Raw genomic sequence first — 26,364 nt, 5'->3', positions numbered from 1 at the left:
GGGGCTCCGGGTGCAGCCGTTTCGGGCCCGGGTTATCGTCCCGATCATGGGTAAGCACAACAGGCGCAAGAGCGGCTACCTGCCCAAGATCGCCGCCGGCGCGGCGCCCGTGGCCCTCCTGTTCGCGGCTCCCGCGGCGGCGCTCGCGTCCCCGGCCGAACTCACCCTGCCCCTCGACCACCGGCACACGACCACGCTCGACAACGACGGTGACACGCTCTCCGCCAGCCGCCGCGACGTCGTGGTCAAGCAGCTCGGCGACACCCGGCTGGCGTCCGATCTCACGGAGGCGGTCGCCACGCGCGGCGACCGCGCGGGTGTCCTCCAGCGGTCTCACCAGGGCGTCTGGCTGGCCGACGGCGTCGACGTCCTGAGCGAAAACGCCGAGCAGCTCGACGCGGGGCTGTTCGCCGGCGACCTCACGGGCGGGCTCGCGGCCCGCCACTCGTCCGGCCAGGCCGTCGACGCCGGACAGCTGGGCGCGGTCGGCACGACGTCCGACCTGCACGCGATCGGCAACTTCTCCGGCGACCTCGACGTGGGCCAAGAGCACGAGCTCGGCGGCCAGCTGGGGCCGGCGTCGGGCCTGGTCAAGACGTCCGTGAGCCAGTCATCGGGCTCGTTCAGCGGCGACCTCGGGGTCGATCGCGTCGTCCACGTCCAGGGCGGCACGACGTCACTGCGCGGCACGCTGGCGGTCAGCGTGCTCGACCAGCCGGTGCTCGGCTTCTAGTCCTGCGCCGGCGGGTCCACCGGCTGGTGCTGCTGGACCGGCGTCCCGGCGGCCGGGGTCGGCGGGGTGCCGCCGATGGTCGGGATGGGCGCGCTCGCCTGGTGGCGGCCCGCGTCGTAGTCCTCGTCGAACGGGTCGACGATGTCCGCGATCTCGCCGAGATCACGCAGCAGCCGCTCGAGCCGGGACGGACCCGCGGTCGGGGCCACGCTGGCGAGCACCCACTCGGCCTCGAGCCACGCCACGCCGACGTCGCCGCCGAGCTGGTCCGCCGCGTCGACGAGCTCCTGGGTGATCACCGCGCGGGCGCCGTCGGCGTCGTCGGCGAAGGCGTAGCGGGAGCCGATCGGGCCGAGCATCTCGGGCATGTCGGCGCGCTGGAACGGCACGCTGGACAGCCACATCTCGATCGGGATCCGGTGCTTCTTGTTGCAGCGCACAGCGACGACGACCGCCGGGATCTGCCCCTCGGACTCGATGTCGAAGATGAACACGGGACGGCGGCCGTCGGAGGTGAAGGTCGAGCCCGCGACGACGTTCACCGCGGCGTCCGCGCCGAAGTAGCCGATCGCGCCGTTGGACCACTGCTGCGGCAGCCGCTCGTCCTCCTCGACGAACTGCCAGCCGCGCAGCTGAGCCCAGCGCATGCGCTCGCGGTTGCGCGAGCCCTCCTTCGCCCGGTCGGCAGCGAGCAGCCCGAGGCCCGCCACCAGGGCGACGGCCGCGATGACGAACCAGATCCACGCCGGAATACCCACGACGTGCAGGGTATCGCCTGCTACGCCGAAGAGATGATCGCCGGTACCCGTGTCGCCGGGCCCGTTCGGACCAATTCCCGGCCGCCAGGTCGACAAATCGCCACAAGAAGCCACTTTGGACGCTGCCGGAATGCTCTGAAGGCCACCATCAGAGCACTAGGTGCCCTGATGGTGGCCTTCAGAGGCTTGGGGACCTCAGACCCGCTCGACCGTCAGCGAGTCGCCGGCTTCCAGCTCCGGGATGTCGACACGCACGGTGTCGCCGTCCCGGACCTCACCCGACAGCAGCTCCTTCGCCAGCTTGTCGCCGATCGCCGACTGGACCAGCCGCCGGAGCGGGCGGGCGCCGTAGATCGGGTCGAAGCCGTTGAGCGCGAGCCACTCACGGGCGCCGGCGGTGACCTCCAGGTTGAGCCGGCGCTGCGCGAGCCGCGAAGCCAGCCGCGCCACCTGGATGTCCACAATGGACGTCAGCTGCTCGGTGCCGAGCGAGTGGAACACGACGATGTCGTCGAGCCGGTTGAGGAACTCCGGCTTGAACTGCCGCTGCACCACCGAGAGCACCGCGTCCCGCCGCTGCCGTTCGTCCAGCGACGGGTCGGCGATGGCCTGCGAACCGAGGTTCGAGGTCAGGATCAGGATCGTGTTGCGGAAGTCCACCGTCCGGCCCTGGCCGTCGGTCAGCCGCCCGTCGTCGAGGACCTGCAGCAGCACGTCGAAGACGTCCGGGTGGGCCTTCTCGACCTCGTCGAGCAGCACCACCGAGTACGGCCGGCGCCGGACGGCCTCGGTCAGCTGCCCGCCCTGGTCGTACCCGACGTACCCCGGCGGAGCACCGACCAGGCGCGCCACCGAGTGCTTCTCGGCGTACTCGCTCATGTCGATGCGCTGCATCGCGCGCTCGTCGTCGAACAGGAACTCGGCCAGCGCCTTCGCCAGCTCGGTCTTGCCGACGCCGGTCGGGCCGAGGAACAGGAACGAGCCGGTCGGGCGGTCGGGGTCGGCGACGCCGGCCCGGCTGCGGCGCACCGCGTCCGAGACGACCTGCACGGCTTCCTGCTGCCCGATGACGCGGCGGCCCAGCTCCTCCTCCATCCGGAGCAGCTTGCCGGTCTCGCCTTCGAGCAGCCGGCCCGCCGGGATGCCGGTCCACGCGCTGACCACGTCCGCGACGTCGTCCGCGCCGACCTCTTCCTTGAGCATCACGTTCTGCTGGCTGGCCTCGCTCGCCGCGGTGGCCGCTTCGAACTCCTTCTCCAGCGCCGGGATCCGGCCGTAGCGCAGCTCGGCGGCCTTGCCGAGGTCACCGTCGCGCTCGGCGCGCTCCGACTCGCCGCGCAGCTGCTCCAGCTGTTCCTTGAGCTCACGGACCTTCTCGATGGAGCCCTTCTCGTTCTGCCAGCGCGCGGTCAACGCGGTCAGCGTCTCGCGCTTCTCGGCCAGCTCGGCCCGCAACGCGGTGAGCCGGTCCTTCGAAGCCGCGTCGCTCTCCTTGGCGAGCGCCATCTCCTCGATCTCGAGACGCCGCACGGCGCGTTCGACCTCGTCGATCTCCACCGGCCGCGAGTCGATCTCCATGCGCAGCTTGGACGCGGCCTCGTCGACCAGGTCGATGGCCTTGTCCGGCAGGAAGCGCGCGGTGATGTAGCGGTCGGACAACGTCGAGGCGGCGACCAGCGCGGCGTCCGTGATCCGGACACCGTGGTGCACCTCGTAGCGCTCCTTGAGCCCGCGCAGGATCGCGATGGTGTCCTCCGGCGACGGCTCGCCGACGAGCACCTGCTGGAAGCGCCGCTCCAGGGCGGCGTCCTTCTCGATGTGCTGGCGGTACTCGTCGAGGGTGGTCGCGCCGACCATCCGCAGCTCGCCGCGGGCGAGCATCGGCTTGATCATGTTGCCCGCGTCCATCGCGCCCTCACCGGTCGCGCCGGCGCCGACGATCGTGTGCAGCTCGTCGATGAAGGTGACGACCTCGCCCGCGGAGTCGGTGATCTCCTTGAGCACGGCCTTCAGCCGCTCCTCGAACTCGCCGCGGAACTTCGCGCCGGCCACCATCGACCCGAGGTCGAGGGCGACGACGCGCTTGCCTCGCAGCGACTCCGGCACGTCCCCGGCGACGATGCGCTGGGCCAGCCCTTCGACGATGGCCGTCTTGCCGACGCCCGGCTCGCCGATCAGGACCGGGTTGTTCTTGGTGCGCCGCGACAGCACCTGCACGACGCGGCGGATCTCGGTGTCGCGCCCGATGACCGGGTCGAGCTCGCCGTTCCGGGCGCGCTCGGTCAGGTCGACGCCGTACTTCTCCAGCGCCTTGAACGTGCTCTCCGGGTCTTCGCTGGTGATCCGGGCGGAGCCGCGGACCTTGACGAACGCCTCCTGCAGCGCGTCCGGCGTCGCGCCGTGGCGCTTGAGCAGGTCGGCCACCTGGCCGCCTTCGGTGGCGAGCCCGACGAGCAGGTGCTCGGTCGAGACGTACTCGTCGCCCAGCTCGGTGGCCAGCTTCTGCGCGCGCGTCAGCGACTTGACGGCGAAGGTGTCGAACTGCGGGCTCGACACCGTCGCGCCGGTCGCCGACGGCAGCGCCGCGATGAGCGGCTCGAGCTCCTTGTGCACCACCCCCGGGTCGGCCCCGACCGCGGTCAGCAGCGGTGCGGTCAGCCCCTCACCCTGCGCCAGCAGGGCGCCCAGCAGGTGGGCGGCCGACACGTGCGGGTTGCCGGCCATGGTGGCCGCCTGCGCCGCGGACGAGATCGCCTGCTGGGTCTTCGTGGTCGGGTTGAAAGCGTCCATCCCTCACCTCATGCTCGGTACAAAAGTCGTGGTGACAGGCCTGACCGAGACCTGACACTATCCTTAACGCACGAAAACTTGAGTCTGTTCCGCTCAACTCTGACCGGGTGCCACGGCGCCCGCCGGCAACCGCGATCCGAGCATGCCGAGCCCGGCCACGGCGAGGCCGGCACACGTCCCGACCAGCACCCAGGGTAACCAGTCGGCGACCGAGAACAACGCCACCACAGCGGGCGCGAGCACCTGGGCCACGGTGAACGCGTACTGGTACGCAGCGAGATAACGGCCGCGGGCCACCGGAGGTGCCGCGGCTTCGGCGAGTGCACCCGAACGCGGGCCGAAGACCAGGTCGCCGGCCGCGAAGATCAGCGTCGACGCCAGCAGGTAGGCCACGCGCCAGCCGTCGGGCACCAGCAGCACCCCGAGGCTGACCAGGCACCAGACGGCGAACAGCGCCGAGCCCGCGCGCATCGCCGTGATCCGGCTCAGGTGGGCGGTCAGCCGCAGCGCGAGCGTGCCGCCGACGCTGGTCAGGACGGTCAGCAGGGCGAGGATCGCGCCGGGCAGCCAGACCGGGCCGTGCATCCGGTCGAGCACGAACACCGGCGTGCCGATCAGGAAGAACTCGAGGGAGAGGCCGAACAGGCCGCTGAAGAGGATCAAGGCGAGGTACGGCCGGTCGCGCAGTACCTTGACCGACCGTTCTCGGTGCTGCTCGTGCGGCCGCGCGAGCCGGACGAACAGGGCGAGGATCGACGCGGCCACGAAGAACGTCGCAACGTCGAGGAGGAGCGCGATCCGGTACCCGCCGGCGCCGAGGCAGGTCAGCAGCGCCCCCGCCACGAGACCGCCGAGGCCGAAGCAGCCGGCCCGCACCATCCCCACCTCGGCGAACGGCCGATCCTTCGGGACGTCGCCCGCGACGTCGGCGATGAGCACGAACAGGGAGCTGTAGAACAGCTGCTGGCCGGTGGAGAGCAGGACCGCGGCGGCCACCACCGGGCCCGCGCCGTCGGCGAGCAGGTACGCGCCCGCGCCGGCGGCCTGCAGCAGCTGGGCCCCGATGACCACGGCCCGCGGCCCGACGCGGTCCACGAGGCGACCGGCCAGCGGCGGCACGACGAGCCCGCCGACGGTACCGAGCGTGACGGCCGTGCCCGCCACCGCGAGCGGCACGCCGACCACCTGCGTCACGTACACCAGCGCCAATGGGAGGAAGAGACCCGAGCCGAAGTTGTCGGTCCCCAGCGCGCAGAGCAGCGCCACCCGGCTACGCGTCACCTTTCGACGTTAACTCCCTGGCCCGCCGCCAAGTCAGGACCGAACGGAGACACTTCCGCCGGGCCGAAGGCCACTGCCGGTGGCACTCCGGCGGCATCGCGTCACTTGGTCGTGTCGGCGAGGCAAGCGGCGCTGCCGAGCGCGCGGCGCAGGTCGGCGTTCATCTCGGCGAGCCGGCCGATGAGGTCGGTGACGCGCTCGTCGTCCCAGCCGCCGAGCGCCGTCTCCATGAACTCCAGGTAGTTGGCCCGCCAGCGGGCGAGCTCTGCCCGGCCCTTCTCGGACACGCTCACCAAGGACGCGCGGCCGTCTTCGGGCGCCGGACGGCGGTCGACCAGCCCGGCCGCGGACAGCTGCGTGATCTGCCTGCTGACCACCGACAGGTCGACGAACCGGCGCTTGGCCAGCTCGGACGGCCTGGCCTCGCCGTTCTTCGCGAGGTCCGACAGGAGCATCGCGGCGGCCGGGTGCAGCCCCGGCTCGCTCTGCCAGGCCTGCATGATCCAGGCGTGCTGGAGCTGCGACGCGGTCTTCAGCTCGCGCATGAGCTCGACCCGGACGTCGTCGTCGGTGTCGTCGAAGCCCATCGGGACCCTCCTGCCACTGCCGCACCGGGGCTCCGCCACCCGGAGCCCCCGATGAAGCTATTACTTGTGCAATACAAGTTTATTGCCGATCGCTTGCGCGAGCAAGGATCAGCCCGGTGAGGTCGCCCACGCCATGCCCGGTGCGATACACCCGGTCGGAGCAACAATGCGGGCAAAAGGGCGGTCGGCGGCTACCCTGCGGACGGGCCCGCGCGCGGCCCCGGCGAGTGACGAGGTGGACGTAGTGGCGAAGGAAGCAGGAGGCGGCTGTGTGCGAAACTGCCGTCACCGCGCCCGGTCCGGCGGTGGATGATCGGGTGCCGTCGTCCCTCCGTCCCCAGCGAGCGAACACCGCCCCATGACCGCCGACTCCGTCAGCCCGCTCCCCAGGTCTTCGTCGCCGCGTGAAGCCCCCGCGGCCGTCGTCGCGATGGTCCGGCTCATCCGCGAGAGCTGGGCGAAGTCCGAGCCGTACATCGCGGACATCTCCCAGTTCTTCTACGGGATGCTGTTCACCCTCGCCCCGACCACGCGCGACTTCTTCCCGATCAACATGGAGATCCAGCGCGGCCGGCTGGTGCGCGCGCTGGTGCACATCGTGCAGATGGTGGACCGGCCCGACGACCTCGCGCCCTTCCTGCGCCAGCTGGGCCGCGACCACCGCAAGTTCGGCGTGGTGCCCCGGCACTACGAAGCCGTCGGCACCGCGCTGCTGGCGGCGCTGAAGAACCACCTCGGCCGGGAGTGGACGCCCGAGGTCGAACGGGCCTGGGCGGAGGCGTTCACCATCGCCGCGCGGGCCATGCAGGACGCCGCCGCGTCCGACACGAACCCGCCGTCGTGGCAGGCCACCGTGGTCGAGCACCGGCGGCTGACCTGGGACCTCGCGCTGGTGCGGCTGATGCCCGACCAGCCCGTGCCCTACCACCCGGGCCAGTACGTGAGCGTCGAAGTCCCGCAGCGGCCGCGGCTGTGGCGCTACCTCTCGCCGGCGAACGCGCCGCGCGAGGACGGCGGCATCGAGTTCCACGTCCGCGCGATCGACGGTGGCTGGGTGTCCAGGGCGATAGTCAGCCACACCCAGCCCGGTGACGTCTGGCGGCTCGGCCCGCCGCTCGGCCGCTTGAACGTCGACCGCGAATCGTCGCGCGGCGTGCTGATGGTCGCGGGCGGCACGGGCATCGCGCCACTGCGGTCGATTCTCGACCACCTCGCACTGTGGGGCGAAAACCCGAAGACACGCCTGTTCTACGGCGGGCCGTCCCGGGAGGACCTCTACGACCTCGAGGAACTGCGCGCGCTCGCGTCGACCAACCCCTGGCTGAACGTGACGCCGGTGGTGGAGCGCGGCGGCGACGTCCCCGGGTTCGAGCAGGGCACGCTGGCCGAGGCCGTCACGCGGTACGGCTCGTGGCCGGACCACGACATCCTCGTGTCCGGCTCGCCGGCGATGATCCGCGCGACGGTGTCGCGCATGCTGGTCGCGGGCAGCGCGCTGGACCAGATCCAGTACGACCCGTTCACGATCGACTAGCCAATTGCGGACCCGCTGGTCCGATGCATGAATCGAACGAACCGCGAGAATTGTTACGCGCGCCGGGTAAACCGTCCGGGTGATCGTTTTTACGCTGTGCCAGACGGGGTTTACCCCGTGTCGCTGAATTGCTCCGTTCGAGCGGACCGCGCGGAATCACGCGCATCTGCACGGGAATTCGCCTACAGTCGGAAACCCTCGGGGGCGGCACCGCACGGCGACGCCGCACGCACGGCGACAGAAAGCCTTTGCAGGACTGGAGAATACCGTTCCCGATGACTGCTGAATCCGTGAAGGTCTCCGCACCACCCAAGACCGTTCCCGTTTCGACCGTGGAAGGTCGCGAACTCGCCCGGTTGATTCGTGAAAGTTTTGCGGAGATCGAACCGAAAGCCGACGAAGTCGCCCAGTACTTCTACGGCGCGTTGTTCGTGGTCGCGCCGGATTGCCGTGATCTGTTCCCGGTCACGATGGCGAGCCAGCGCAGCCGGTTGCTGCGCGCGCTCGTGTACGTGGTGCAGATGGTCGACCGGCCCGACGAGCTGACCACCTTCCTCGGGCAGCTGGGCCGTGACCACCGCAAGTTCGCCGTCGTCGCCCGCCACTACGACGCCGTCGGCATCGCGCTGCTGTCCGCGATGAAACGGTTCCTCAAGCAGAAGTGGACGCCCGAGGTGGAGTCCGCGTGGACGACGGCGTACGGGCTCATCGCGAAGACCATGCGCGAGGCCGCGCAGGCCGAGACCGGGCCCGCGTCCTGGGCGGCGCGGGTGCTCGACCACCGCAAGCTGTCCCGCGACGTCGCGATGGTGCGGGTGCAGACCGAAGGACTGCTGCCGTTCCGGGCCGGCAGCTACGTGAGCGTGGAGGTGCCGCAGCGGCCGCGGATGTGGCGCTACCTCTCCCCGGCGACCGCGCCGCGCGGCGACGGCCAGATGACGTTCCACGTGCGCGCGGTGCCCGGCGGCTGGGTCAGCGGGGCCATCGTCAACCACACCAAGCTGGGGGACGTCTGGCGGCTCGGGCCGGCGATGGGCACGCTCAACGTGCGCCCGACCGCCACCCGGAAGCCGCTGCTGATGATCGCCGGCGGGACCGGGGTCACCCCGTTCGTCTCGATCCTCGACGACCTCGCGCACTGGAAGCGCAACCCGCCGGTGCACCTGTTCTTCGGCGGCAAAAGACCCGAGGACCTGTACGCGCTCGACGACCTCCGGCGGCTGACCGCGGTGTCGAAGTGGCTGACGGTCACCCCGGTGACCGAGGAGGGCGCGATCCCCGGCGGCGACCGCGGCACGCTCGCGCACGCCGTGTCCCAGCGCGGTGTCTGGGAGGACCACGACATCCTCGTCTCCGGCTCGCCCCCGATGATCCGGGCGACGATCGCGAAGCTGCTGACCGCCGGCGTCGAGCTCGAACGCATCCGCTTCGACCCGTTCACCCTGGACTGAGGACCTCACGGCGGGTCGCGCGGATTCTCGCTATGTTCGCCGATATGGAGATGACGATTCCGGTTTCGGACGAGACCATCGGCGGCTACCTGGCGGAGCCCGCGGGCGAAGGGCCGCACCCGGGTGTGGTGCTCATCCACGACGCGTTCGGGCTGAGCCAGGACACGAAGAACATCACCGACCGCTTCGCCGCCGAGGGCTACCTCGCGCTCAGCCCGGACCTGTACTCGCGGGGCGGGATGCGCCGCTGCGTGCGTCGCGTGTTCTCGGACATGTTCGCGAACCAGGGCCGGACGTTCGACGACATCGAGGCATCGCGCGCGCTCCTGGCCGGCCGTCCGGACTGCTCGGGCCGGGTCGGCATCGCCGGGTTCTGCATGGGTGGCGGCTTCGCGCTCGTCGCGGCGTCACGCGGCTTCGAGGCGTCGGCGCCGTACTACGGGCAGCTGCCGAAGAACCTGTCGGTGCTCGACGACGCGTGCCCGATCGTCGCGAGCTTCGGCAAGAAGGACTTCTCGCTGCGCGGCGCGGCGGCGAAGCTCGAGACGGCGCTCACCGAGCGTGAAATCCCGCACGACGTCAAGGAGTACGCCGGCGCGAGTCACGGGTTCGCCAACAAGATCGAGGTCGCGGCACCGCTCAACCTGCTACTCAAGGTCGTCGGGTTCACTTACCACCACGAAGCCTCCGAAGACGCGTGGCGCCGAGTGACGTCTTTCTTCGGCGAACACCTGCAGCAACCGGCCCGACCTTCGCACTGAGCCGAGCGGGCTAGCGTTTCTGCTGAACGGCTGTAGTTGATTGACCGTTGTGCCCGAATCGCTTTATGGTCTAGACCACGTCTTCCCCGGACGTGCTCGTTCGTCCTCCCTCCGGAACAACGCTGTTCCCCCTCGAGGAGCCGAAATGACCCTGAAGCGAAAGCTTTTCGCGGCCGCAGCCGGTGCTCTCCTCGCCCCGGTGCTGGTCGTCGTCCTCCCCGCCACCTCCGCGAGTGCCCACGGATACATCTCCGACCCGCCCAGCCGGCAGGCCAACTGCGCGGCCGGGAAGGTCCCGAACTGCGGTCAGATCGTCTACGAACCCCAGAGCGTCGAAGGTCCCAAGGGCCTGCGCAGCTGCAACGCCGGGTTGGGGCAGTTCGCCGAGCTGGCCGACGAGTCGAAGCCCTGGCCGGCCAAGTCGGTCGGCACGACGGTGACGTTCAACTGGGTGTTCACCGCCCGGCACGCCACCTCGAACTACGAGTACTACATCGGCGGCACGCGCGTCGCGAACATCCCCGGCAACAACCAGCAGCCACCGGCGACCGTGCAGCACACGGTGAACCTGGCCGGCTATTCGGGCCGGGTCAAGGTGCTGGCGATCTGGAACATCTCCGACACGGCCAACGCGTTCTACAGCTGCGTCGACCTCCAGATCGGCGGCGGAACTCCGCCACCGACCACCACGACCCCGCCCCCGACGACGACCCGGCCGCCGACCACGACCCCGACCACACCGCCCTCGAGCGGCACGTGGGCGGCGGGAACGGCGTACAAGGCCGGCGACGTGGTGACCTACGGCGGCGCGAGCTACCGCTGCCTGCAGCCGCACACGGCGATCGCGGGCTGGGAGCCGCCGAACACCCCGGCGCTCTGGCAGCGCCAGTGAGAGTGGTGCTGGCCGTCGTCGCGCTGCTGCTGACCGGCTGCGGCGCGACGGCGGCCCCACCTGCGTACAACGCGGCGGACGTGATGTTCCTGCAGATGCTGATCCCCCAGAACCAGCAGGGCATCGAGATCGTCCGCCTGGCCGCGAACCACCCGTTGCCGCCGGCGTTGAAGGAACTGGCGGCGGCGATCGAATCGACGCAGCGCACCGAAGTGGACGACATGCGGAACTGGCTTCGCGCCTGGTCCCAGCCCGAGACGATGGACATGAACCCCCAGGCCCACGCGGGCCACGGCGGTATGAAGATGACTTCACCGGACCTGGTGGGCACGCTCCGGTCGGCGCCCGACGCGGAGTTTTCCCGCAAGTTCCTCGACGTGCTGACCGGCCAGCAGCAGGGAGCGATCGAGCTGGCCCAGACGGAGAACTCGGCGAACGGCGGGGTCAACGCCCAGGCCCGTGATCTGGCCCGGCGGGTCATCGAGTCGCGGTCCGCCGAGGTGAAGCAGCTGTTGAACTTCAAGGTTTGACGACCCCCGCGTTCTGGGGTGCCGGCCGCGAGCAGCCTCCTGCCGGGCCGCTCGCGGCCGCTGGGCCCGAACCAGCGCGTTCGTCGGGCGCACCCAGCCATCCCGGGCGTTCTGCCGCGCCGAAATTCGGTTGGCCGTGCCTCAGCGTCGCGTTAGCCTCGCGATCATGATGTTCTCCCGCGCCGTCTTCGCGAGGTTGCGCACCCGCCGCTGACGGCGGCGCACCGATCTCCTTCCCTGCCCGTCGTTCCGGCCTTCGCCGGGCGGCCGCTTTCGTGCTGCCCGGCTCCCTCCAGAGCTGCGGAGCATCCCTTGACTTCCCACCTGCCCGAATCCGCCCACCTGCGCGCGGAGCGCGTCGGCGTCACGCTCGGCTCGCGCCGCGTCCTGCACGACGTGAGCGTCACCGTTTCGGCCCGGTCCCGGCTGGCGATCGTCGGCGAGAACGGGCGCGGCAAGACCACCCTGCTGCACGTCCTCGCCGGGTTGCGCGCGCCCGACCACGGCACCGTCCACCGGACGGGCACCGTCGGCGTCGCCCGGCAGGCGCTGCCCTTCCGGTCCGGCGAAACCGTCGGCACGCTGACCACCGAGGCGTTGCGCGAAACCCACGACGCTTTGCGAGCGCTCGATGCGGCGACCGAAAATTTCTCCGAAGACCGCTACGCCGCCGCACTCGACGCGGCCTCGCGCCTCGACGCGTGGGACGCCGAACGCCGCGTCGACGTCGCCCTCGAAGCCCTCGGCGCCTGCACCGACCGGACCCGCGAGCTCGGCACGCTTTCGGTCGGGCAGCGCTACCGCGTGCGCCTGGCCTGCCTGCTCGGTGCGCGGCACGACTTCCTGCTGCTCGACGAGCCCGGCAACCACCTCGACGCCGGTGGCCTCGCGTTCTTGACCGACCGCCTGCGCGGCCACGACGGCGGCGTCACGCTGGTCAGCCACGACCGCGCGCTGCTCAGCGACGTCGCGACCGAGTTCCTCGACCTCGACCCCAGCCAGGACGGCCGCCCGCGCAGCTACGCCGGCGGCTATTCGGCCTGGCAGGACGGCCGCCGCCGCGACCGCGAACGCTGGGTGCAGGAGTTCGAGGAGCAGCAGGACACGCACCGGCAGCTCACACTCGCGGTGACGCAGGCGCGTGACCGGCTCAGCACCGGCTGGCGGCCGGACAAGGGCACCGGGCGGCACCAGCGCCAGTCCCGCGCACCCGGCGTCGTCCAGGCGCTCAACCGGGAGCGGGCGGCGCTGGAGGCGCACCGCGTGACCGTGCCCGAGCCGCCATTGTCGTTGCGGTGGCCCGATCTCGGCTCCGGTGCGCGAGCACTGGTCCGCCTGCACGACGTCGGCGTCGCCGGTCGCCTCACCGGCCCGGTGACGCTGTCCCTCGACCGCGGCGACCGCCTCCTCGTCACCGGCGAGAACGGCGCGGGCAAGTCGACGCTGCTGTCGGCGCTCGCCGGCGAACTCACGCCGACGACGGGTTCGGTCCGGCACCTGCCCGGCGCGAAAGTGGCCCTGATCGGCCAGGAAGTCCCGGCGTGGCCGGAAGAACTCACCGCCCGCCGGCTGTTCGAGCGTGCGGGCGTCCCGTTTTCGGCCATGGGCCTGCTCGACGCCGAAGCCCTGCGCACCCCGGTCGGCCGCATGTCCCAAGGCCAGCAGCGGCGGCTCGACCTGGCGCTGCGGCTGGCCGGACGCCCGGACCTGCTGGTGTTCGACGAGCCGACCAACCACCTGTCGGCGGTGCTCGTCGAGGAGCTGACCGAGGCCCTCCTCGAAACCCCGGCCGCGGTGGTCGTCGCGACGCACGACCGCCGGATGCTGCGCGACCTCGCGGCCTGGCCGCGCCTGGAACTCTGACGCACGAAGGCCTCCCCGGGTGACCGGGGAGGCCTTCGGTGCATCAGAACGTCAGCGGCGCTTGGGACGCCAGACCACCATCGCCGTCTGCTGGTTGAGCGGCACCAGGTCCCGGCGGTACGACGCGTGCGCCGCCGCCGCGGCCTGCTCGCCCGCGGCGTACGCCGCGGCCAGCTCTTCGGTCAGCTCCGCGAGCCGGGCCCGCAGCGCGTCGACCTGGTTCTCCAGCTCGATGATGCGCTTGATGCCGGCCAGGTTGACGCCGTCCTCTTGCGACAGACGCTGGACTTCACGCAGCAGCGCGATGTCCCGCATCGAGTAGCGCCGCCCGCCACCGGACGTGCGGCCCGGCGACACCAGGCCCTGCCGGTCGTAGGTGCGCAACGTCTGCGCGTGCATCCCCGCGAGCTGGGCCGCCACCGAGATGACGAACACGGGGGTCTCTTCGTCCCCTTCCTGGGGAATCCCGCCGAACATCCCACTCACCTGCCTTCGAGCAGCTCAGTGATCTCGGGCCGGGGGTCGTGCCCGGCCATCGCCTCGGCGTACGCCTGCAGTGCTTCGCGCGCCTTGTCGTCCAGTTTGGCGGGAATCGCCGCGGTGAGGGTGACGAGCAGATCACCTTGTGAGCCGTCGCGCTTGGCGATGCCCTTGCCGCGCACGCGCAGCACTCGTCCGCTCGCGGTGCCCGACGGCACCTTGAGCGAGACCTTGCCTTCGAGCGTCGGCACCGTGATCGTGGTGCCGAGCGTGAGCTCGGTGAAGTCCACCGGCACGGAGATCGTCAGGTCGAGGCCCTTGCGCCCGAACAGCGGGTGCGGAGCGACGTGCACCCGGACGTAAAGGTCACCCGCCTGCGCGCCACCCCGGCCCGGCTCGCCCTGGCCGGCCAGCCGGATCCGCTGGTCGTCGTCGACGCCCGACGGAATCCGGACGGTCAGCGTGCGGGTCCGCGTGCTGACGCCTTCGCCGCCGCACTCGGGGCACGGGTCGTCGATGATCTGCCCGCGCCCGCGGCAGTCGCGGCACGGCTCCGAGAACGCGAACGCACCCTGGCTCCGGCTGACCAATCCCGAACCGGAGCAGGTCGGACAGGTCCGCGGCGACGTGCCCGGCTTCGCGCCGTTGCCACCGCACGTCGAACAGGTCGCCGGGCTCGACAGCCGCAGCGGCAGGGTCGCGCCCTTGACCGCCTCGGTGAAGTCGATCCGGACGTCCGTCTCGACGTCGGCCCCGCGCTGCGGCCGGTTCGCCGTCGCGCCCGCCGACGCCCGGCCGCGGCCGAAGAGCCCGCCGAGGATGTCGCCGAGCCCGCCGAAACCCTGCTGCTGACCCGCGCCGGCCTGGCCGAAGATGTCGCCCACGTCGAAGCTGCCGCCACCGCCGCCACCGGGGAAGTTGAACCCGCCCCCGCCGCCGAACAGCCGCCGCGCCTCGTCGTACTCCTTGCGCTTGCTCGCGTCGGAGAGCACGCCGTAGGCCTCGGAGACCGCCTTGAACTTCTGCTCCGCCTGCGCGTTGCCGGAGTTCGCGTCCGGGTGGTTCTCCTTGGCCAGCTTGCGGTAGGCCTTCTTGATCTCGTCCGCCGTGGCGTCGGAGGAGACGCCCAGTTCGCGGTAGAAATCCTTACCGACCCATTCCCGAGCACTCATCGGGCGCCTCCTCCTTCCAGCTCAACCGGATACTGCTTACTGCTGCTGCTCATCGAGTCCGCCGTCGAGTGGCAGCTCGCCACCGACGGGCGGGTGCTCCGCCGGGCCACCGGGCTCGTGGTCGGTGACCCCGACCAGTGCCGCCCGCAGGACCCGGTCGCCGAAGCGGTAGCCGCGGCGCATGACCACGGTCACCGTCGGGCCCGCCACGTCCGGCGAGGTGTTGTGCTGCACGGCCTCGTGCACGCTCGGGTCGAAGGCCTCGCCCTCGCTGCCGAACGACTCGAGCCCCGCGCGCTGCAGGCCGCTGATCAGCTTGTCGCCGACGGCCTTGAACGCCCCGGTGAGGTCACCGTGCTGCTCGGCCCGCTCGAGGTCGTCGAGCAGCGGCAGCAGGTCGTTCACCACGGTCGCCTTGGCACCGAGCACGACCGCCTCGCGGTCACGCTCGACGCGCTTGCGGTAGTTGGCGTACTCGGCCTGCAGGCGCTGGAGGTCGGCGGTGCGCTCGGCCAGCTCCTTCTCGATGTCGGAAACGACCGACACCGAATCGTCCATAATAGACTCGCCAAGCGAGGGGCCCGCGTGCTCCACGGGGGCCTCCTCCGGCTCCGGCGCGGCGTGGGCCGGACCGGGCGGGCGAACCTGCCCGGTCTGGGGGTCCACCCGCCGCCGATCCCGCACGACCACCGGCTCCTCGGGGCCGCGGCCCTGGTTCTCGGATTCGTCGTAGCTGTGGGTCACTTCTTCTCGTCCTCTTCGACGATCTCGGCGTCCACCACGTCATCGGCCTTGGCCTGGCCGCCGGCCGCACCGGCGTCGCCACCGGCCGCCCCCGCGGCACCGGCACCGGCCGCACCGGCCGCCGCGTCGGCGTTCGCGTTGGCGTACAGAGCGGTGCCCAGCTCCTGCGAAGCGGTGTTCAGCTTCTCGATCGACTCGCGGATCTTGGCCGAGTCGGTGCCCTTGAGCGCCTCGTTCGACTCGTCGATCGCGGACTTGACCTTGGCCTTCAGGTCGTCGGGCAGCTTGTCGTCGTTGTCCTTGAGGAACTTCTCGGTCTGGTAGACCAGCGTCTCGGCCTGGTTGCGGGTCTCGGCCTCTTCGCGACGGGTCTTGTCCTCCTCGGCGTGCGCCTCGGCGTCCTTGACCATCCGCTCGATGTCGTCCTTCGGCAGCGCGGAGCCACCGGTGATCGTCATCGACTGCTCCTTGTTCGTGCCCAGGTCCTTCGCCAGGACGTGCACGATGCCGTTCGCGTCGATGTCGAAGGTGACCTCGATCTGCGGCACGCCACGCGGGGCGGGCGGGAGACCGGTCAGCTCGAACATGCCGAGCTTCTTGTTGTGCGCGGCGATCTCGCGCTCACCCTGGAACACCTGGATCTGCACCGACGGCTGGTTGTCGTCCGCGGTGGAGAAGATCTCCGAACGCTTGGTCGGGATCGTGGTGTTGCGCTCGATGAGCTTGGTGAACACGCCACCCTTGGTCTCGATGCCCAGCGACAGCGGGGTCACGTCCAGCAGCAGGACGTCCTTGACCTCACCCTTCAGGACACCGGCCTGCAGCGCCGCGCCGACCGCGACGACCTCGTCCGGGTTCACGCCCTTGTTCGGCTCGCGGCCGCCGGTCAGCTCCTTGACCAGGTCGGACACGGCCGGCATGCGGGTGGAACCACCGACGAGCACGACGTGGTCGATGTCGCCGACGGCGATGCCCGCGTCACGGATGACGTTGTTGAACGGGTTCCGGGTGCGCTCGAGCAGGTCCGAGGTGATCTTCTGGAACTCCGCGCGGGAAAGCTGCTCGTCGAGGAACAGCGGGTTCTTGTCGGCGTCGACCGTGATGTAGGGCAGGTTGATGCCGGCCGAGTTCGAGCTGGACAGCTCGATCTTCGCCTTTTCCGCCGCCTCGCGGATGCGCTGCAGCGCCATCTTGTCCTTGGTCAGGTCGATGCCGTTCGCGGCCTTGAACTTGTCGATCAGCCACTTGACGATGCGCTCGTCCCAGTCGTCACCACCGAGGTGGTTGTCACCGGAGGTCGCGCGAACCTCGACGACGCCCTCGCCGATCTCCAGCAGCGAGACGTCGAAGGTGCCACCACCGAGGTCGAAGACCAGGATGGTCTGCTCCTTCTCGCCCTTGTCCAGGCCGTACGCCAGCGCGGCGGCGGTCGGCTCGTTGACGATGCGGAGCACGTTCAGGCCGGCGATCTGCCCGGCCTCCTTGGTGGCCTGCCGCTGCGCGTCCTCGAAGTACGCCGGGACGGTGATCACCGCGTCGGTGATGGTCTCGCCCAGGTACGCCTCGGCGTCGCGCTTGAGCTTCATCAGCACCCGGGCGCTGATCTCCTGCGACGTGTAGTTCTTGCCGTCGATCTCGGTCTTCCAGTCGGTGCCGATGTGCCGCTTCACGGACCGGATCGTCCGGTCGACGTTAGTCACGGCCTGGTTCTTCGCCGGCTGACCGGTCAGCACTTCGCCGTTCTTGGCGAAGGCGACGATCGAAGGGGTGGTCCGGGAGCCTTCCGAGTTGGCGATGACCGTCGGCTCGCCGCCCTCAAGGACGGCGACGACCGAGTTGGTCGTGCCGAGGTCGATGCCGACCGCTCGCGCCATGGTGCTTTCCTCCTGTGTAAGCCTGCTTTGGTTCGTGACCTGCACGTTCTTCCTCGCCTTGAGCGAGGCTCTGGCAAGTTTAGTCAGGCCTTCGTGCACCCCGTCAAGTCGGACTTGAGTCGACTGCACTCAACCTTCGTATCCAGCCTAACGAGCCGGTCCGGGTTCTTGTTCCCGGGTTCAGCGGCAGATGTGGCCGCGGCCGGGTGTGACACCGCTCACCAGGTAGTCCACCTCGGCCGCGCGGGCGCACGCCGAGTTGAACAGCCCCGTGTGGCCGTCGTCGGTGCGGGTCAGCAACGCCGCGCCGTCGATGCTCGCCGCCAGGCCGCGGGCCCAGGCCAGCGGCGTCGCCGGGTCGTGGGCGCCGCCGACCACCAGGATCGGCGGGGCGCCGTGGACCGGGTGCGGTTGCGGTGGGTTCTTCGCCGGCACCGGCCAGCCCGTGCAGCCACTGGTGAAGTCCCAGTACTCCGAGTACCGCCAGCTGTGCGGCGCCACCGCGCGGAGCAGCCTGGCCATCGCCCCCAGGTCCGCCGGACCGGTGAACGGCGACGGGAAGTCGTGGCAGCCGATCGCCCGGTACGCGCCGTAGATCGGGGACAGGAACTGGTTCCGCTCGGTCAGCCCCTTGGCGTCGGGGAACTCGCCGCCGGCCGCGGCCAGCGCCTTGCCCAGCGCCGGCCACTCTTCCCGGATGTAGAGGTGGTTGTAGACGCCGGCCGAGATCTCGTCGGCCGTCGCCGGCCGGCCCAGGTCGCTCGCCCACACCGCGCCCCGCGCCGCTCGGGCCACGACGTCGTCGTAGAAGCGCAGGACGTCCCGGCCACGCAGGGCGCAGCCGGCCGAGCCACGGCACCAGTCCGCGAACCGGACCAGCGCGTCTTCGGTCGCCGCGGCCTCTTCGAGGATCGCCTGGCGCAGTGGCCGGGCGTGGTCGATCGCGCCGTCGAGCACCATCGTGCGCACCCGGCCGGGGTGCTTCGACGCGTAGACCGCGCCCAGCTCGGTGCCGTACGACAGGCCCAGCCACGAGATCTTCGGCTCGCTGAGCGCCACGCGGATCGTCTCGATGTCCTCGGCCGCGCTCTGCGTGTCCGCGTTCGCCAGCAACGGCCCGGTGCGGGCCAGGCAGTCCTCGCCCGCCGCGCGGTTGTGCGCCACCAGCGCGTCGAACCCCGGCCGGGACGACGGGAACCGGTCGAGCGCCGGATCGAACAACGTCGCCGGGTCACACGTGATGCGGGGCGTGCTGAACCAGTCGCCGCGCGGGTCGAAGCCGACGACGTCGAACCGCTGCCGCAGCCGCGCGAGGTCCGGCGACGCCAGCCCGCCGAACTGCACGAACCCGACGCCGGAGCCGCCCGGCCCGCCCGGGTTCACCAGCAGGGAGCCGATCCGCCCGCCCGGATCGAGCGCGGGCAACCGGGCCAGCGCGAGCCGCGCCGACCCGAGCTCCGGTCTGGCGCGGTCGATCGGCACGTCGACCGTGGCACATTCGGCTGTCGGTTCCTGCTGTGTCGCGCACGGCTGCCACCTCAGCGGAGACGCTGAAGCGACGGCCGGTACCGCCGCCATGAGCACGACCGCCGCGATGACCGCGACGACCCGGCGCACGTCCATGATCTTGGTCCTCCCCCTGCACGCCGTCCTTCGGCGTGCTCCCTTCCTAACAGCGACCACCGACGATTCAGGAGCGGTGGCCGGTCCAGGACGAGAGGAAGAAATCGGGGTTTCCTTGCTGCACAACGACTTCTGCCGGGGTGCCAACCCAGGAAGTCACTCGATAGTGGGAATCCACGGCGACCGGCACCCCCTGCGCCGGCGCCGTGGACCCCTCCCCCCGCGTGAACCCCACGACGCCGAACATCGCGACGGCCCCCAGCAGCGCGGCCGCCAGCACGCGCCGTTCGATCTTGCCCATGGTGAAAAGCCCCCGTAGTAAGGAAAAGGTCAGGCCGCGCGGACCGTGACGCTGCCGCTGTCGGTCGTGAGGTCGAGCGTGTTCGGCGCGGAGCCGTCGGTCGGGACGTCGATGTTCCGGCGCCCGCTGTCGCTGTCGCCGACGACCCGGTACGGCCCGCCCGGCACCTCGACGTCGACACTGCCGCTGTCGGCCTTGATCTTGACGTTGTTCGCCTGCGCCAACGTGAAGTCGACGCTCCCGCTCGACGCCGTCACGTCGACCGGGCCCCGCACCCCGGTGCCCTTGATGCTGCCCGAGTCCGCGTGCACCTGGACTTCACCGACGTCCGACAGGTCGATCCCGCCGCTCTCCAGCCGCAGCTTCACCAGGCCGGGCACGTCTTCGACGCGCGCGTGGCCGGAGTCCGACTGGACGTCCACGCTCGCCACCCCGGCGACGTCCAAGCCACCCGAGTCCAGCCGGCCGGTCACCGGCACGCCCGCGGGCACGACCACCTCGAAGTCGACCGAGCAGTTGTTCCCGCAGTCGGTGAGCACGAGCTGGTCGCCGTCGACGCGGAAGAACGTCTCACCCGGCTTGCCGCGCCAGTGGTAACTGACCTTTTCGTGCACCGTCGGCGATCCCGTGCCGGTGCGGATCTTCACCGACCCCGAGTCGCCTTCCAGCTTCACGCTGCGAATGGTCTCCGAAAGGGTTTTGGTGTTCTGGAAGTCCGATCCCCAGCCCCAGCCGAACGCGGTCGCCAGGCCGACGCCGATCAGGACGATGCCACCCAGAGCCAGAAGCGGGCGCGCCATGGTCGTTGGTCCCCTCAGTGTTGTTTCCTCTGCGTGAGAAACGTTATGGCCGGGTGAGGGGTGAGCACATGGGGGTAACCCCCCGAAAGACCCTGAGATCCGTCCCTGACACGCGGGGGCGGGTCGAGGGGCCTAACCTGGCGCCAGGCTCAGTTCCGTGATCAGGAGGATCCATGCCGCAAGCACCCGGCCCGTACGAATCCCTGCCCGACGTGCCGTCCTTCACCCTCCGCAGCAACGACGTCGCCGACGGCGAAACCCTCGCCACGCCCCACCTCTCCGGCATCTTCGGCGCCGGCGGCGAGGACCGTTCGCCGCAGCTGGCCTGGGAAGGCTTCCCGGCGGAGACGAAGAGCTTCGCGGTGACGTGCTACGACCCGGACGCCCCGACCGGCAGCGGTTTCTGGCACTGGGCCGTGTTCAACATCCCGGCTTCGGTGACGGAGCTGGCCTCCGGCGCGGGCGACGGTTCCGGCTTGCCGGAAGGCGCGGTGACGCTGAAGGGCGACGGCGGGGTCAAGCAGTTCCTCGGCGCGGCGCCCCCGCCCGGGCACGGCCCGCACCGTTATTACTTCGCGGTGCACGCGCTGGACGTCGACAAGCTGGACGTACCGGAGGACGCGACCCCGGCGTTCCTGGGCTTCAACATGTTCGGACACACGCTGGCTCGCGCCGTGATCACGCCGGTGTACGAAAACAAGGGCTGAGGCCGGAGCCGGGCCCGGCGCTGTTGCGGATCGGCAACGGTGCCGGGCCCGTTTTCGTCGGTGGCCGATGACACACTGCGGTCATGTCACCACCGATAGCGACACCCCGGTCGAGAGCGCTGGGGTTCGGGTTGAGGAAGGCACGCATGGCGCGCGGGTACGGCTTACGCGAGCTGGCGCGGGCCACGGACATGTATCCGGCGGAACTGTCCAACTGGGAACTCGGCCTCCGGGTGCCGAAAGTGGAGGAGGTCGCGCTCCTGCTCGGGCAGCTGCGCGTAGGGGCGGAAGAGCGAAAACGGTTGCTTGAACTGGCGGAGCACGCCCGCGAGCCCAACTGGCTCGAGGCCACAGTGGCGCCCGATGTCGCCGCCCATGCCGAATTCGAGCGCGCGGCCACCGCCGTGTTCACCTGGCAGCCGATCCTGATGCCCGGGCTGCTGCAGACCGAGGACTACATCCGCGCGCTCGTTGCGCTTCCCCGGCGCACCAGGGAGGAGATCGAGCGACTGACCGCGGTCAAGCTGACCCGGCAGGAGCGGCTTCGCGGCGCCGACCGGCTCGGCTATTCGGTCCTGCTCGGCGAGTCCGCGTTGCGGCGAGGCTTCGGCGGCCCGGCGGTCATGGCGGAGCAGCTTCGCCGGCTCCTCGCGGCGATGAACCGGGAGAACATCGGGCTGCGGATCCTCCCGGCTACCGAACACGGTCACCCCGGGATGTGGGGCTCGTTCTCGATCCTGGAGTTCGCGGCGCTGCCGCCCATCGTCTTTCTCGAGCAGTACCAGGGCAGCGTCTACCTCTACGATGACGATCAGGTGGCGGCCTACCGCGCCGCCGCCGGATCCATGACCTCCCTCGCGCTGAGCGAGCCCGACTCCGCGCAGCTCCTCCGGGAGGTGCTCGCCGAACTGGAGGCCTGACATGCACTGGCGGAAATCGAGCCACAGCGCGGATGCGGATTGCGTGGAGGTTGCGCTCGCTCAGGTGGTGCGGATCCGCGACACCAAGGACCGCCCGGGCGGAACGCTCGAAATCCCCACCCGATCGTGGGAGGCCTTCCTTCAGCGCAACGCTTCCTTGTTGACGCCTTCGCGCTCCAGGTAACGCCCCTTGGTGTGCTCGCCGAAGCCGAACTGCCGGTACAGCCCGTGCGCGTCGGCGGTGTGCAGCATCCAGCGGAAACCCGAACCGGGCCCGTTGTCGATCATCTCGCGCACGATCTCCTTGCCGAGTCCGGTTCCCCGCGCGGAGTCGACGACGAAGACGTCGGCCAGGTACGCCGAAGACACGCCGTCGGAGAAGGCGCGCGCGAAGCCGACCAGTTCGTCACCGCGGTAGGCGCCGACGACCCGCCAGGACCCGTCGATCGCGGCCTCGACCTGCTCGCGGGTGCGCCAGCGGCCCCAGTAGGCCTCGGTCGAGAGGAACTTCCACACCACGTCGAGGTCGAGCCGCGTCCGGTCGTCGTCGAGCTCGTAGTCACCGAAGGTCCGCATGATCCGAAAATAAGCCCGGCGTCAACGCGGTTTCAGCAGGTAGTCCACCACCGGGCGCAGCTCTTCCGCGGACGGCGGCTCGTCGTCGATCAGGCCCTGGATCAGCAGCCCGTCGATACCCGCGAGGAAGACCCGGAACGCCACTTCGTCGTCGTGGCGGACCATCGACGTCAGGACGTCCAGCCAGCGACGCGCGGCCGGCCGCAGCTCCGGCTTCCGCGCCGCCAGGAGGTACAGCTCGTACTCGGCCATCGTCCGCCCGCGGCGCGGGCCCAAGGCCTCCGCGAGCAGGCCCGCGACCTCCTCGGCGCCGCGCGAACCGCGTGAGCGGGCCCGGTCGATCATCCAGTAGACCTCGGTCGCCATGTCGCGGGCGCACGAGATGAGCGTCGCGATGAGCAGGTCGTCCAGCGACGAGAAGTGATAGGTCGTGGACGTCGTCGGCACGCCGGCCTCGGCCGCCACCGTCCGGTGCGTCACGCCCGCGACGCCGTCTCGCTCGATGATCCGCAGCGTGGCCGCGATGATCTCCGCGCGCCGCTTGTCACCCCGCGCCTTGCGGCCGTCGACCTGCAGTTTCACGCCGACGCGCTCCCCAGTTCGATCAGCACGACCCCGCCGACCACCAGCGCCAGCCCGCCGATCATCGCCGCGTTGATCGGCTCTTTGAGGAACACGACGCCGATGATCGCCACCAGGGCGACCCCGGCCGCGGCCCAGATCGCGTACACGACCCCGACCGCCAGCCCCATCTTCAGCACCCGCGCGAGCAGGACGAACGCGATGGCGTAACCGGCCACCACGATGATCGACGGCCCGAGCTTGGAGAAGCCCTCAGAGAGCTTCAGCGAGACCGTCGCGGAGACCTCGGCGGCGATCGCCAACGCGAGAAGAAGGTAGGCACCCATAGGGTGAAAACTACCTGAACGATCGTCCCAAAACAAAGAGCGACGTACACCACATCGGTGGGACTTAGGGCCACTCAACGGGTTACTCATCAGTAAGGAAGGTTAGTCTCCCGGCACCACCACAGTTCTTTCCGGACGAAAGGCACCCGAACGATGGGCGCTCTCCAACTGACGCTCGGCGGGATCTCCGTCGTGCTCGGCCTCGTCGCCTGGGGCATGTTCGCCGCGACGATCGCCCGTTTCGTGCGGGTGATCCGGCTCGGGCAGCCCGACTCGACGCGCAACGGGCCGTTCATGCCGCGCATGAAGACGCTGATCAAGGAGTTCGCCGCGCACACGCGGATGAACCGCAAACGCAGCGTCGGGCCGGCTCACTGGCTCGTCATGTGGGGCTTCCTGCTCGGCTCGCTCGCCCTGTTCGAGGCGTACGGCGAGGTCTTCGTCCCGACGTGGGGCTGGCCGATCCTCGACGACTTCCCGCCGTTCCAGCTGCTCATGGAGCTGCTCGGGCTCGGGACGATCGTCGGCATCCTGGTGCTGATGGCGATCCGCCAGCGCAACCACCCGCGCCGCGCCGACCGCCAGTCGCGCTTCGCCGGCTCGAGCTTCAAGTGGGCGTACTTCGTCGAGGCCGTCGTCCTGATCGAGGGCATCGGCATCATCGGCGTCCGCGCCGCGAAGTCCGCGCTGAACACGCACGAGGGGCCGCTGTGGGCGTCCTTCGTCTCGAACCCGATCGGCCAGCTGCTGCCGGCCAGCCCGAACCTGGTCACGGTGTTCGCGTTCGTCAAGCTGATGAGCGCCACGGTCTGGCTGATCGTCGTCGCGCGCACGATGACCATGGGCATCGCCTGGCACCGCTTCAGCGCGTTCTTCAACATCTACTTCAAGCGCGAGGCCGACGGCGGCGTCGCGCTCGGCGCGCTCAAGCCGATGATGAGCGGCGGCAAGGTCCTCGACCTCGAGGAAGCCGACCCGGACGAGGACACCTTCGGCGTCGGCAAGATCGAGGACTTCAGCTGGAAGGGCTGGCTGGACTTCTCGACGTGCACCGAATGCGGCCGCTGCCAGGAGCAGTGCCCCGCGTGGAACACGGGCAAGCCGCTGTCGCCGAAGCTGGTCATCACGCAGCTGCGTGACCACGCTTACGCGAAGGCGCCGTACCTGATGGCCGGCGGCAAGCGCGACATGGCCGGGGACGAGGTCGGCCTGTCCGGCGACAACATGTACGCCGGGATCGACGTCCTCGCGATCGCCGAGTCGCAGAAGGCCCTGATCGGCGATGACGGCGGCGTCATCGACCCCGACGTCCTCTGGTCCTGCACCAGCTGCGGCGCCTGCGTCGAGCAGTGCCCGGTCGACATCGAGCACGTCGACCACATCGTCGACATGCGCCGCTACCAGGTGATGATCGAGTCGTCGTTCCCCAGCGAGCTGAACGGCATGTTCAAGAACCTGGAGAACAAGGGCAACCCGTGGGGCCAGAACGCCAAGGACCGGCTGGCCTGGACCGAGGACCTGGACTTCGAGGTCCCGGTGTTCGACGGCGACATGGGCGACGCCGAGTATCTCTTCTGGGTCGGCTGCGCCGGCGCGTTCGAGGACCGCGCGAAGAAGACGACGCGAGCGGTCGCCGAGCTGCTGCACATGGCCGGCGTCAAGTACAAGGTGCTCGGCTCGGAGGAGTCCTGCACCGGTGACCCGGCGCGCCGCGCGGGCAACGAGTTCCTGTTCCAGATGCTGGCGCAGCAGAACGTCGAGGTCCTGAACTCGGTGTTCGAGGGCCGGGAGCGCAAGACGCGCAAGGTCGTCGTGACCTGCGCGCACTGCTTCAACACCCTCGCCAACGAGTACCCGGAGCTGGGTGGCCAGTTCGACGTCGTGCACCACACGCAGCTGCTGAACCGGCTGGTTCGCGAGAAGCAGCTGGTGCCGGTGGCGCCGGTCGCCGAGGACGTCACCTACCACGACCCGTGCTACCTCGGCCGCCACAACAAGGTGTACGAGGCGCCGCGCGAGCTCGTCGGCGCGACCGGCGCGCAGCTGCGTGAGATGCCGCGGCACGGCGACAAGTCGATGTGCTGCGGCGCCGGCGGCGCGCGGATGTGGATGGAAGAGAAGATCGGCAAGCGGATCAACGTCGAGCGCGTCGACGAGGCGCTCGGCACCGCGCCGTCGAAGATCGCGACCGGCTGCCCGTTCTGCAAGGTGATGCTGAACGACGGCCTCACGGCCCGCCAGGCCGACGGCAGCGCGAGCGAGAAGGTCGAGATCGTCGACGTCGCCCAGATGCTGCTCGAATCGGTCAAGCGCAAGCCGGAGCCGAAACCGATCGCCCTCGGGGCGCCGTCGCTCGCGGAGGAGTGACAAACAGCCCAAAAACGCACGGCCCCGGTCAGACACCTGACCGGGGCCGTTTCTCATTACGTGAAACTCGGAAATCGATTACACGAATAACGTTCACAATATTCACCGCAATGGCCCATCAGGGCGGAAACAAACCTTGGCCAAAAGCCCCTCCACCGGGCGTATCCTGGGCTTTCCTCGCCGCCACCGCTGCCAGCGAGGCCACTTCGACGATCACGGAATCAGGGGGCAGCGCGGATGGGCGAGGACCTGCGGACCACGGGAACCGGGTTCGGGGAAACCACCGGCCGGCACGCCCTCCGCGATATCCCGCCCGTCGGCGAGTACCCCATGGAGCCGGCCGGCCAGCTCCCCACGCAGCGGACGCTCGTGCGCCCTTACGTCCTCACGCGCGGCCGGACGCAGTCGCGGCGGCACCTGGCGATCGAGGCCATGGTTTCGACGCGCGCCGGCTCGCACTGGAACGGCGCCCGGCTCAGCGGCGAGTTCCGCTCGGTGCGCACGCTGTGCCACCACCCGCGCTCGGTCGCCGAGGTCGCCGCCAGGCTCAGCGTGCCGCTCGGCGTCGCCCGGGTGCTGCTCGACGACATGGCGGAACAGGGCCTGGTCACCATCCACGACAACCGCGTGAACACCGACGGCCGCCCGGCCGTGGCGCTGATGGAACGCGTGCTGCACGGCCTGCGCCGCCTCTGACCATTACGCTCTTCAA

General features: G+C 70.2%; 26 protein-coding genes. 12 read left to right on the top strand and 14 right to left on the bottom strand.

Features of this window, described 5'->3' with window-relative positions; translation table 11 throughout:
• Positions 1-46 precede the first annotated feature (46 nt).
• Positions 47-733, top strand: a complete 687-nt coding sequence (locus tag AB0M83_RS01010; RefSeq protein ID WP_364510490.1) for a hypothetical protein — start codon at positions 47-49, stop codon at positions 731-733.
• On the opposite strand, the gene AB0M83_RS01005 is transcribed toward AB0M83_RS01010, so the two are convergent.
• From AB0M83_RS01005 to AB0M83_RS00990, 4 genes are all read right to left on the bottom strand, one after another.
• Entirely contained in the window at positions 730-1,491 is a 762-nt protein-coding gene (locus AB0M83_RS01005) for a hypothetical protein (RefSeq protein WP_364510487.1), read from the bottom strand. The genes AB0M83_RS01010 and AB0M83_RS01005 overlap by 4 nt on opposite strands.
• A 195-nt stretch (positions 1,492-1,686) precedes the next feature.
• Complete coding sequence (clpB, locus tag AB0M83_RS01000; protein ID WP_364510484.1) at positions 1,687-4,281, bottom strand: ATP-dependent chaperone ClpB; 2,595 nt, start codon at positions 4,279-4,281, stop codon at positions 1,687-1,689.
• A gap of 93 nt (positions 4,282-4,374) precedes the next feature.
• Positions 4,375-5,562 (bottom strand): MFS transporter, encoded by a 1,188-nt coding sequence (locus AB0M83_RS00995; RefSeq protein ID WP_364510481.1) that lies wholly within the window; start codon positions 5,560-5,562, stop codon positions 4,375-4,377.
• Positions 5,563-5,663: 101 nt separating this feature from the next.
• Positions 5,664-6,149, bottom strand: a complete 486-nt coding sequence (locus AB0M83_RS00990) for a MarR family winged helix-turn-helix transcriptional regulator (RefSeq protein ID WP_364510479.1) — start codon at positions 6,147-6,149, stop codon at positions 5,664-5,666.
• 358 nt (positions 6,150-6,507) lie between these two features.
• Between AB0M83_RS00990 and AB0M83_RS00985 the strand changes: the two genes are divergently transcribed.
• The 6 genes from AB0M83_RS00985 to AB0M83_RS00960 all read left to right on the top strand — a co-directional run bounded on the left by AB0M83_RS00985 (position 6,508) and on the right by AB0M83_RS00960 (position 13,180).
• Positions 6,508-7,683 carry a globin domain-containing protein gene (locus AB0M83_RS00985; protein ID WP_364510477.1) on the top strand — a complete coding sequence of 392 codons (1,176 nt, stop codon included), beginning with the start codon at positions 6,508-6,510 and terminating at the stop codon, positions 7,681-7,683.
• A gap of 275 nt (positions 7,684-7,958) precedes the next feature.
• Complete coding sequence (locus tag AB0M83_RS00980; protein ID WP_364510474.1) at positions 7,959-9,134, top strand: globin domain-containing protein; 1,176 nt, start codon at positions 7,959-7,961, stop codon at positions 9,132-9,134.
• A gap of 44 nt (positions 9,135-9,178) precedes the next feature.
• Complete coding sequence (locus AB0M83_RS00975) at positions 9,179-9,895, top strand: dienelactone hydrolase family protein (protein ID WP_364510471.1); 717 nt, start codon at positions 9,179-9,181, stop codon at positions 9,893-9,895.
• Positions 9,896-10,040: 145 nt separating this feature from the next.
• Positions 10,041-10,787 carry a lytic polysaccharide monooxygenase gene (locus AB0M83_RS00970; RefSeq protein ID WP_364510468.1) on the top strand — a complete coding sequence of 249 codons (747 nt, stop codon included), beginning with the start codon at positions 10,041-10,043 and terminating at the stop codon, positions 10,785-10,787.
• Entirely contained in the window at positions 10,784-11,317 is a 534-nt protein-coding gene (locus AB0M83_RS00965; RefSeq protein ID WP_364510466.1) for a DUF305 domain-containing protein, read from the top strand. Before AB0M83_RS00970 ends, AB0M83_RS00965 begins: the two co-directional genes overlap by 4 nt.
• A gap of 312 nt (positions 11,318-11,629) precedes the next feature.
• A complete protein-coding gene (locus AB0M83_RS00960; protein ID WP_364510463.1) occupies positions 11,630-13,180 on the top strand; it encodes an ABC-F family ATP-binding cassette domain-containing protein in 1,551 nt (516 codons plus the stop codon).
• 51 nt (positions 13,181-13,231) lie between these two features.
• Here the strand turns inward: AB0M83_RS00960 and AB0M83_RS00955 are convergent, their stop codons facing one another.
• The 7 genes from AB0M83_RS00955 to AB0M83_RS00925 all read right to left on the bottom strand — a co-directional run bounded on the left by AB0M83_RS00955 (position 13,232) and on the right by AB0M83_RS00925 (position 20,174).
• The gene (locus AB0M83_RS00955) at positions 13,232-13,657 is read right to left on the bottom strand and encodes a helix-turn-helix transcriptional regulator (protein ID WP_364510460.1); all 426 of its coding nucleotides are present in this window, start codon (positions 13,655-13,657) and stop codon (positions 13,232-13,234) included.
• Between the two features lie 5 nt (positions 13,658-13,662).
• A complete protein-coding gene (dnaJ, locus tag AB0M83_RS00950; RefSeq protein ID WP_364510458.1) occupies positions 13,663-14,832 on the bottom strand; it encodes a molecular chaperone DnaJ in 1,170 nt (389 codons plus the stop codon).
• 36 nt (positions 14,833-14,868) lie between these two features.
• Positions 14,869-15,576: a nucleotide exchange factor GrpE gene (gene grpE / locus AB0M83_RS00945; RefSeq protein ID WP_364510455.1), complete on the bottom strand. Its 708-nt coding sequence runs from the start codon at positions 15,574-15,576 to the stop codon at positions 14,869-14,871.
• Positions 15,573-17,450 (bottom strand): molecular chaperone DnaK, encoded by a 1,878-nt coding sequence (gene dnaK, locus AB0M83_RS00940; RefSeq protein WP_364510452.1) that lies wholly within the window; start codon positions 17,448-17,450, stop codon positions 15,573-15,575. Before dnaK ends, grpE begins: the two co-directional genes overlap by 4 nt.
• A gap of 180 nt (positions 17,451-17,630) precedes the next feature.
• Complete coding sequence (locus AB0M83_RS00935) at positions 17,631-19,073, bottom strand: alpha/beta hydrolase (protein ID WP_364510450.1); 1,443 nt, start codon at positions 19,071-19,073, stop codon at positions 17,631-17,633.
• 67 nt (positions 19,074-19,140) lie between these two features.
• On the bottom strand, positions 19,141-19,374 hold the full coding sequence (locus tag AB0M83_RS00930) for a hypothetical protein (protein WP_364510448.1): 234 nt from the start codon (positions 19,372-19,374) through the stop codon (positions 19,141-19,143).
• Positions 19,375-19,403: 29 nt separating this feature from the next.
• Complete coding sequence (locus tag AB0M83_RS00925; RefSeq protein ID WP_364510445.1) at positions 19,404-20,174, bottom strand: DUF4097 family beta strand repeat-containing protein; 771 nt, start codon at positions 20,172-20,174, stop codon at positions 19,404-19,406.
• A 173-nt stretch (positions 20,175-20,347) separates the two neighbouring features.
• Between AB0M83_RS00925 and AB0M83_RS00920 the strand changes: the two genes are divergently transcribed.
• The 3 genes from AB0M83_RS00920 (at position 20,348) to AB0M83_RS00910 (ending at position 21,985) form a co-directional block, all read left to right on the top strand.
• A complete protein-coding gene (locus AB0M83_RS00920; protein ID WP_364510442.1) occupies positions 20,348-20,881 on the top strand; it encodes a YbhB/YbcL family Raf kinase inhibitor-like protein in 534 nt (177 codons plus the stop codon).
• An 83-nt stretch (positions 20,882-20,964) separates the two neighbouring features.
• Positions 20,965-21,801: a helix-turn-helix transcriptional regulator gene (locus tag AB0M83_RS00915; protein ID WP_364510439.1), complete on the top strand. Its 837-nt coding sequence runs from the start codon at positions 20,965-20,967 to the stop codon at positions 21,799-21,801.
• A 1-nt stretch (position 21,802) separates the two neighbouring features.
• On the top strand, positions 21,803-21,985 hold the full coding sequence (locus tag AB0M83_RS00910) for a DUF397 domain-containing protein (protein ID WP_364510436.1): 183 nt from the start codon (positions 21,803-21,805) through the stop codon (positions 21,983-21,985).
• Here AB0M83_RS00910 and AB0M83_RS00905 read toward each other — a convergent pair.
• The 3 genes from AB0M83_RS00905 to AB0M83_RS00895 are packed head-to-tail and all read right to left on the bottom strand — an operon-like array spanning position 21,943 to position 23,285.
• Complete coding sequence (locus tag AB0M83_RS00905) at positions 21,943-22,377, bottom strand: GNAT family N-acetyltransferase (RefSeq protein WP_364510433.1); 435 nt, start codon at positions 22,375-22,377, stop codon at positions 21,943-21,945. The two genes, AB0M83_RS00910 and AB0M83_RS00905, sit on opposite strands and share 43 nt — an antisense overlap.
• Positions 22,378-22,398: 21 nt before the next feature.
• A complete protein-coding gene (locus AB0M83_RS00900) occupies positions 22,399-22,959 on the bottom strand; it encodes a TetR family transcriptional regulator (protein WP_364510431.1) in 561 nt (186 codons plus the stop codon).
• Positions 22,956-23,285, bottom strand: coding sequence for an SMR family transporter (locus AB0M83_RS00895; RefSeq protein WP_364510428.1), 330 nt, complete (start codon positions 23,283-23,285; stop codon positions 22,956-22,958). The genes AB0M83_RS00900 and AB0M83_RS00895 overlap by 4 nt, the downstream gene beginning before the upstream one ends.
• Positions 23,286-23,438: 153 nt before the next feature.
• Between AB0M83_RS00895 and AB0M83_RS00890 the strand changes: the two genes are divergently transcribed.
• Both AB0M83_RS00890 and AB0M83_RS00885 read left to right on the top strand, forming a co-directional pair.
• Positions 23,439-25,652 (top strand): (Fe-S)-binding protein, encoded by a 2,214-nt coding sequence (locus AB0M83_RS00890; protein WP_364510425.1) that lies wholly within the window; start codon positions 23,439-23,441, stop codon positions 25,650-25,652.
• 237 nt (positions 25,653-25,889) lie between these two features.
• Positions 25,890-26,348, top strand: coding sequence for a DUF742 domain-containing protein (locus tag AB0M83_RS00885; protein ID WP_364510422.1), 459 nt, complete (start codon positions 25,890-25,892; stop codon positions 26,346-26,348).
• Positions 26,349-26,364 lie beyond the last annotated feature (16 nt).

This window comes from Amycolatopsis sp. NPDC051106 (genome assembly GCF_040682775.1).
In the GTDB taxonomy this organism is placed as follows: Bacteria; Actinomycetota; Actinomycetes; order Mycobacteriales; family Pseudonocardiaceae; genus Amycolatopsis.
This window is presented reverse-complemented; position numbering and strand designations above follow the sequence as displayed.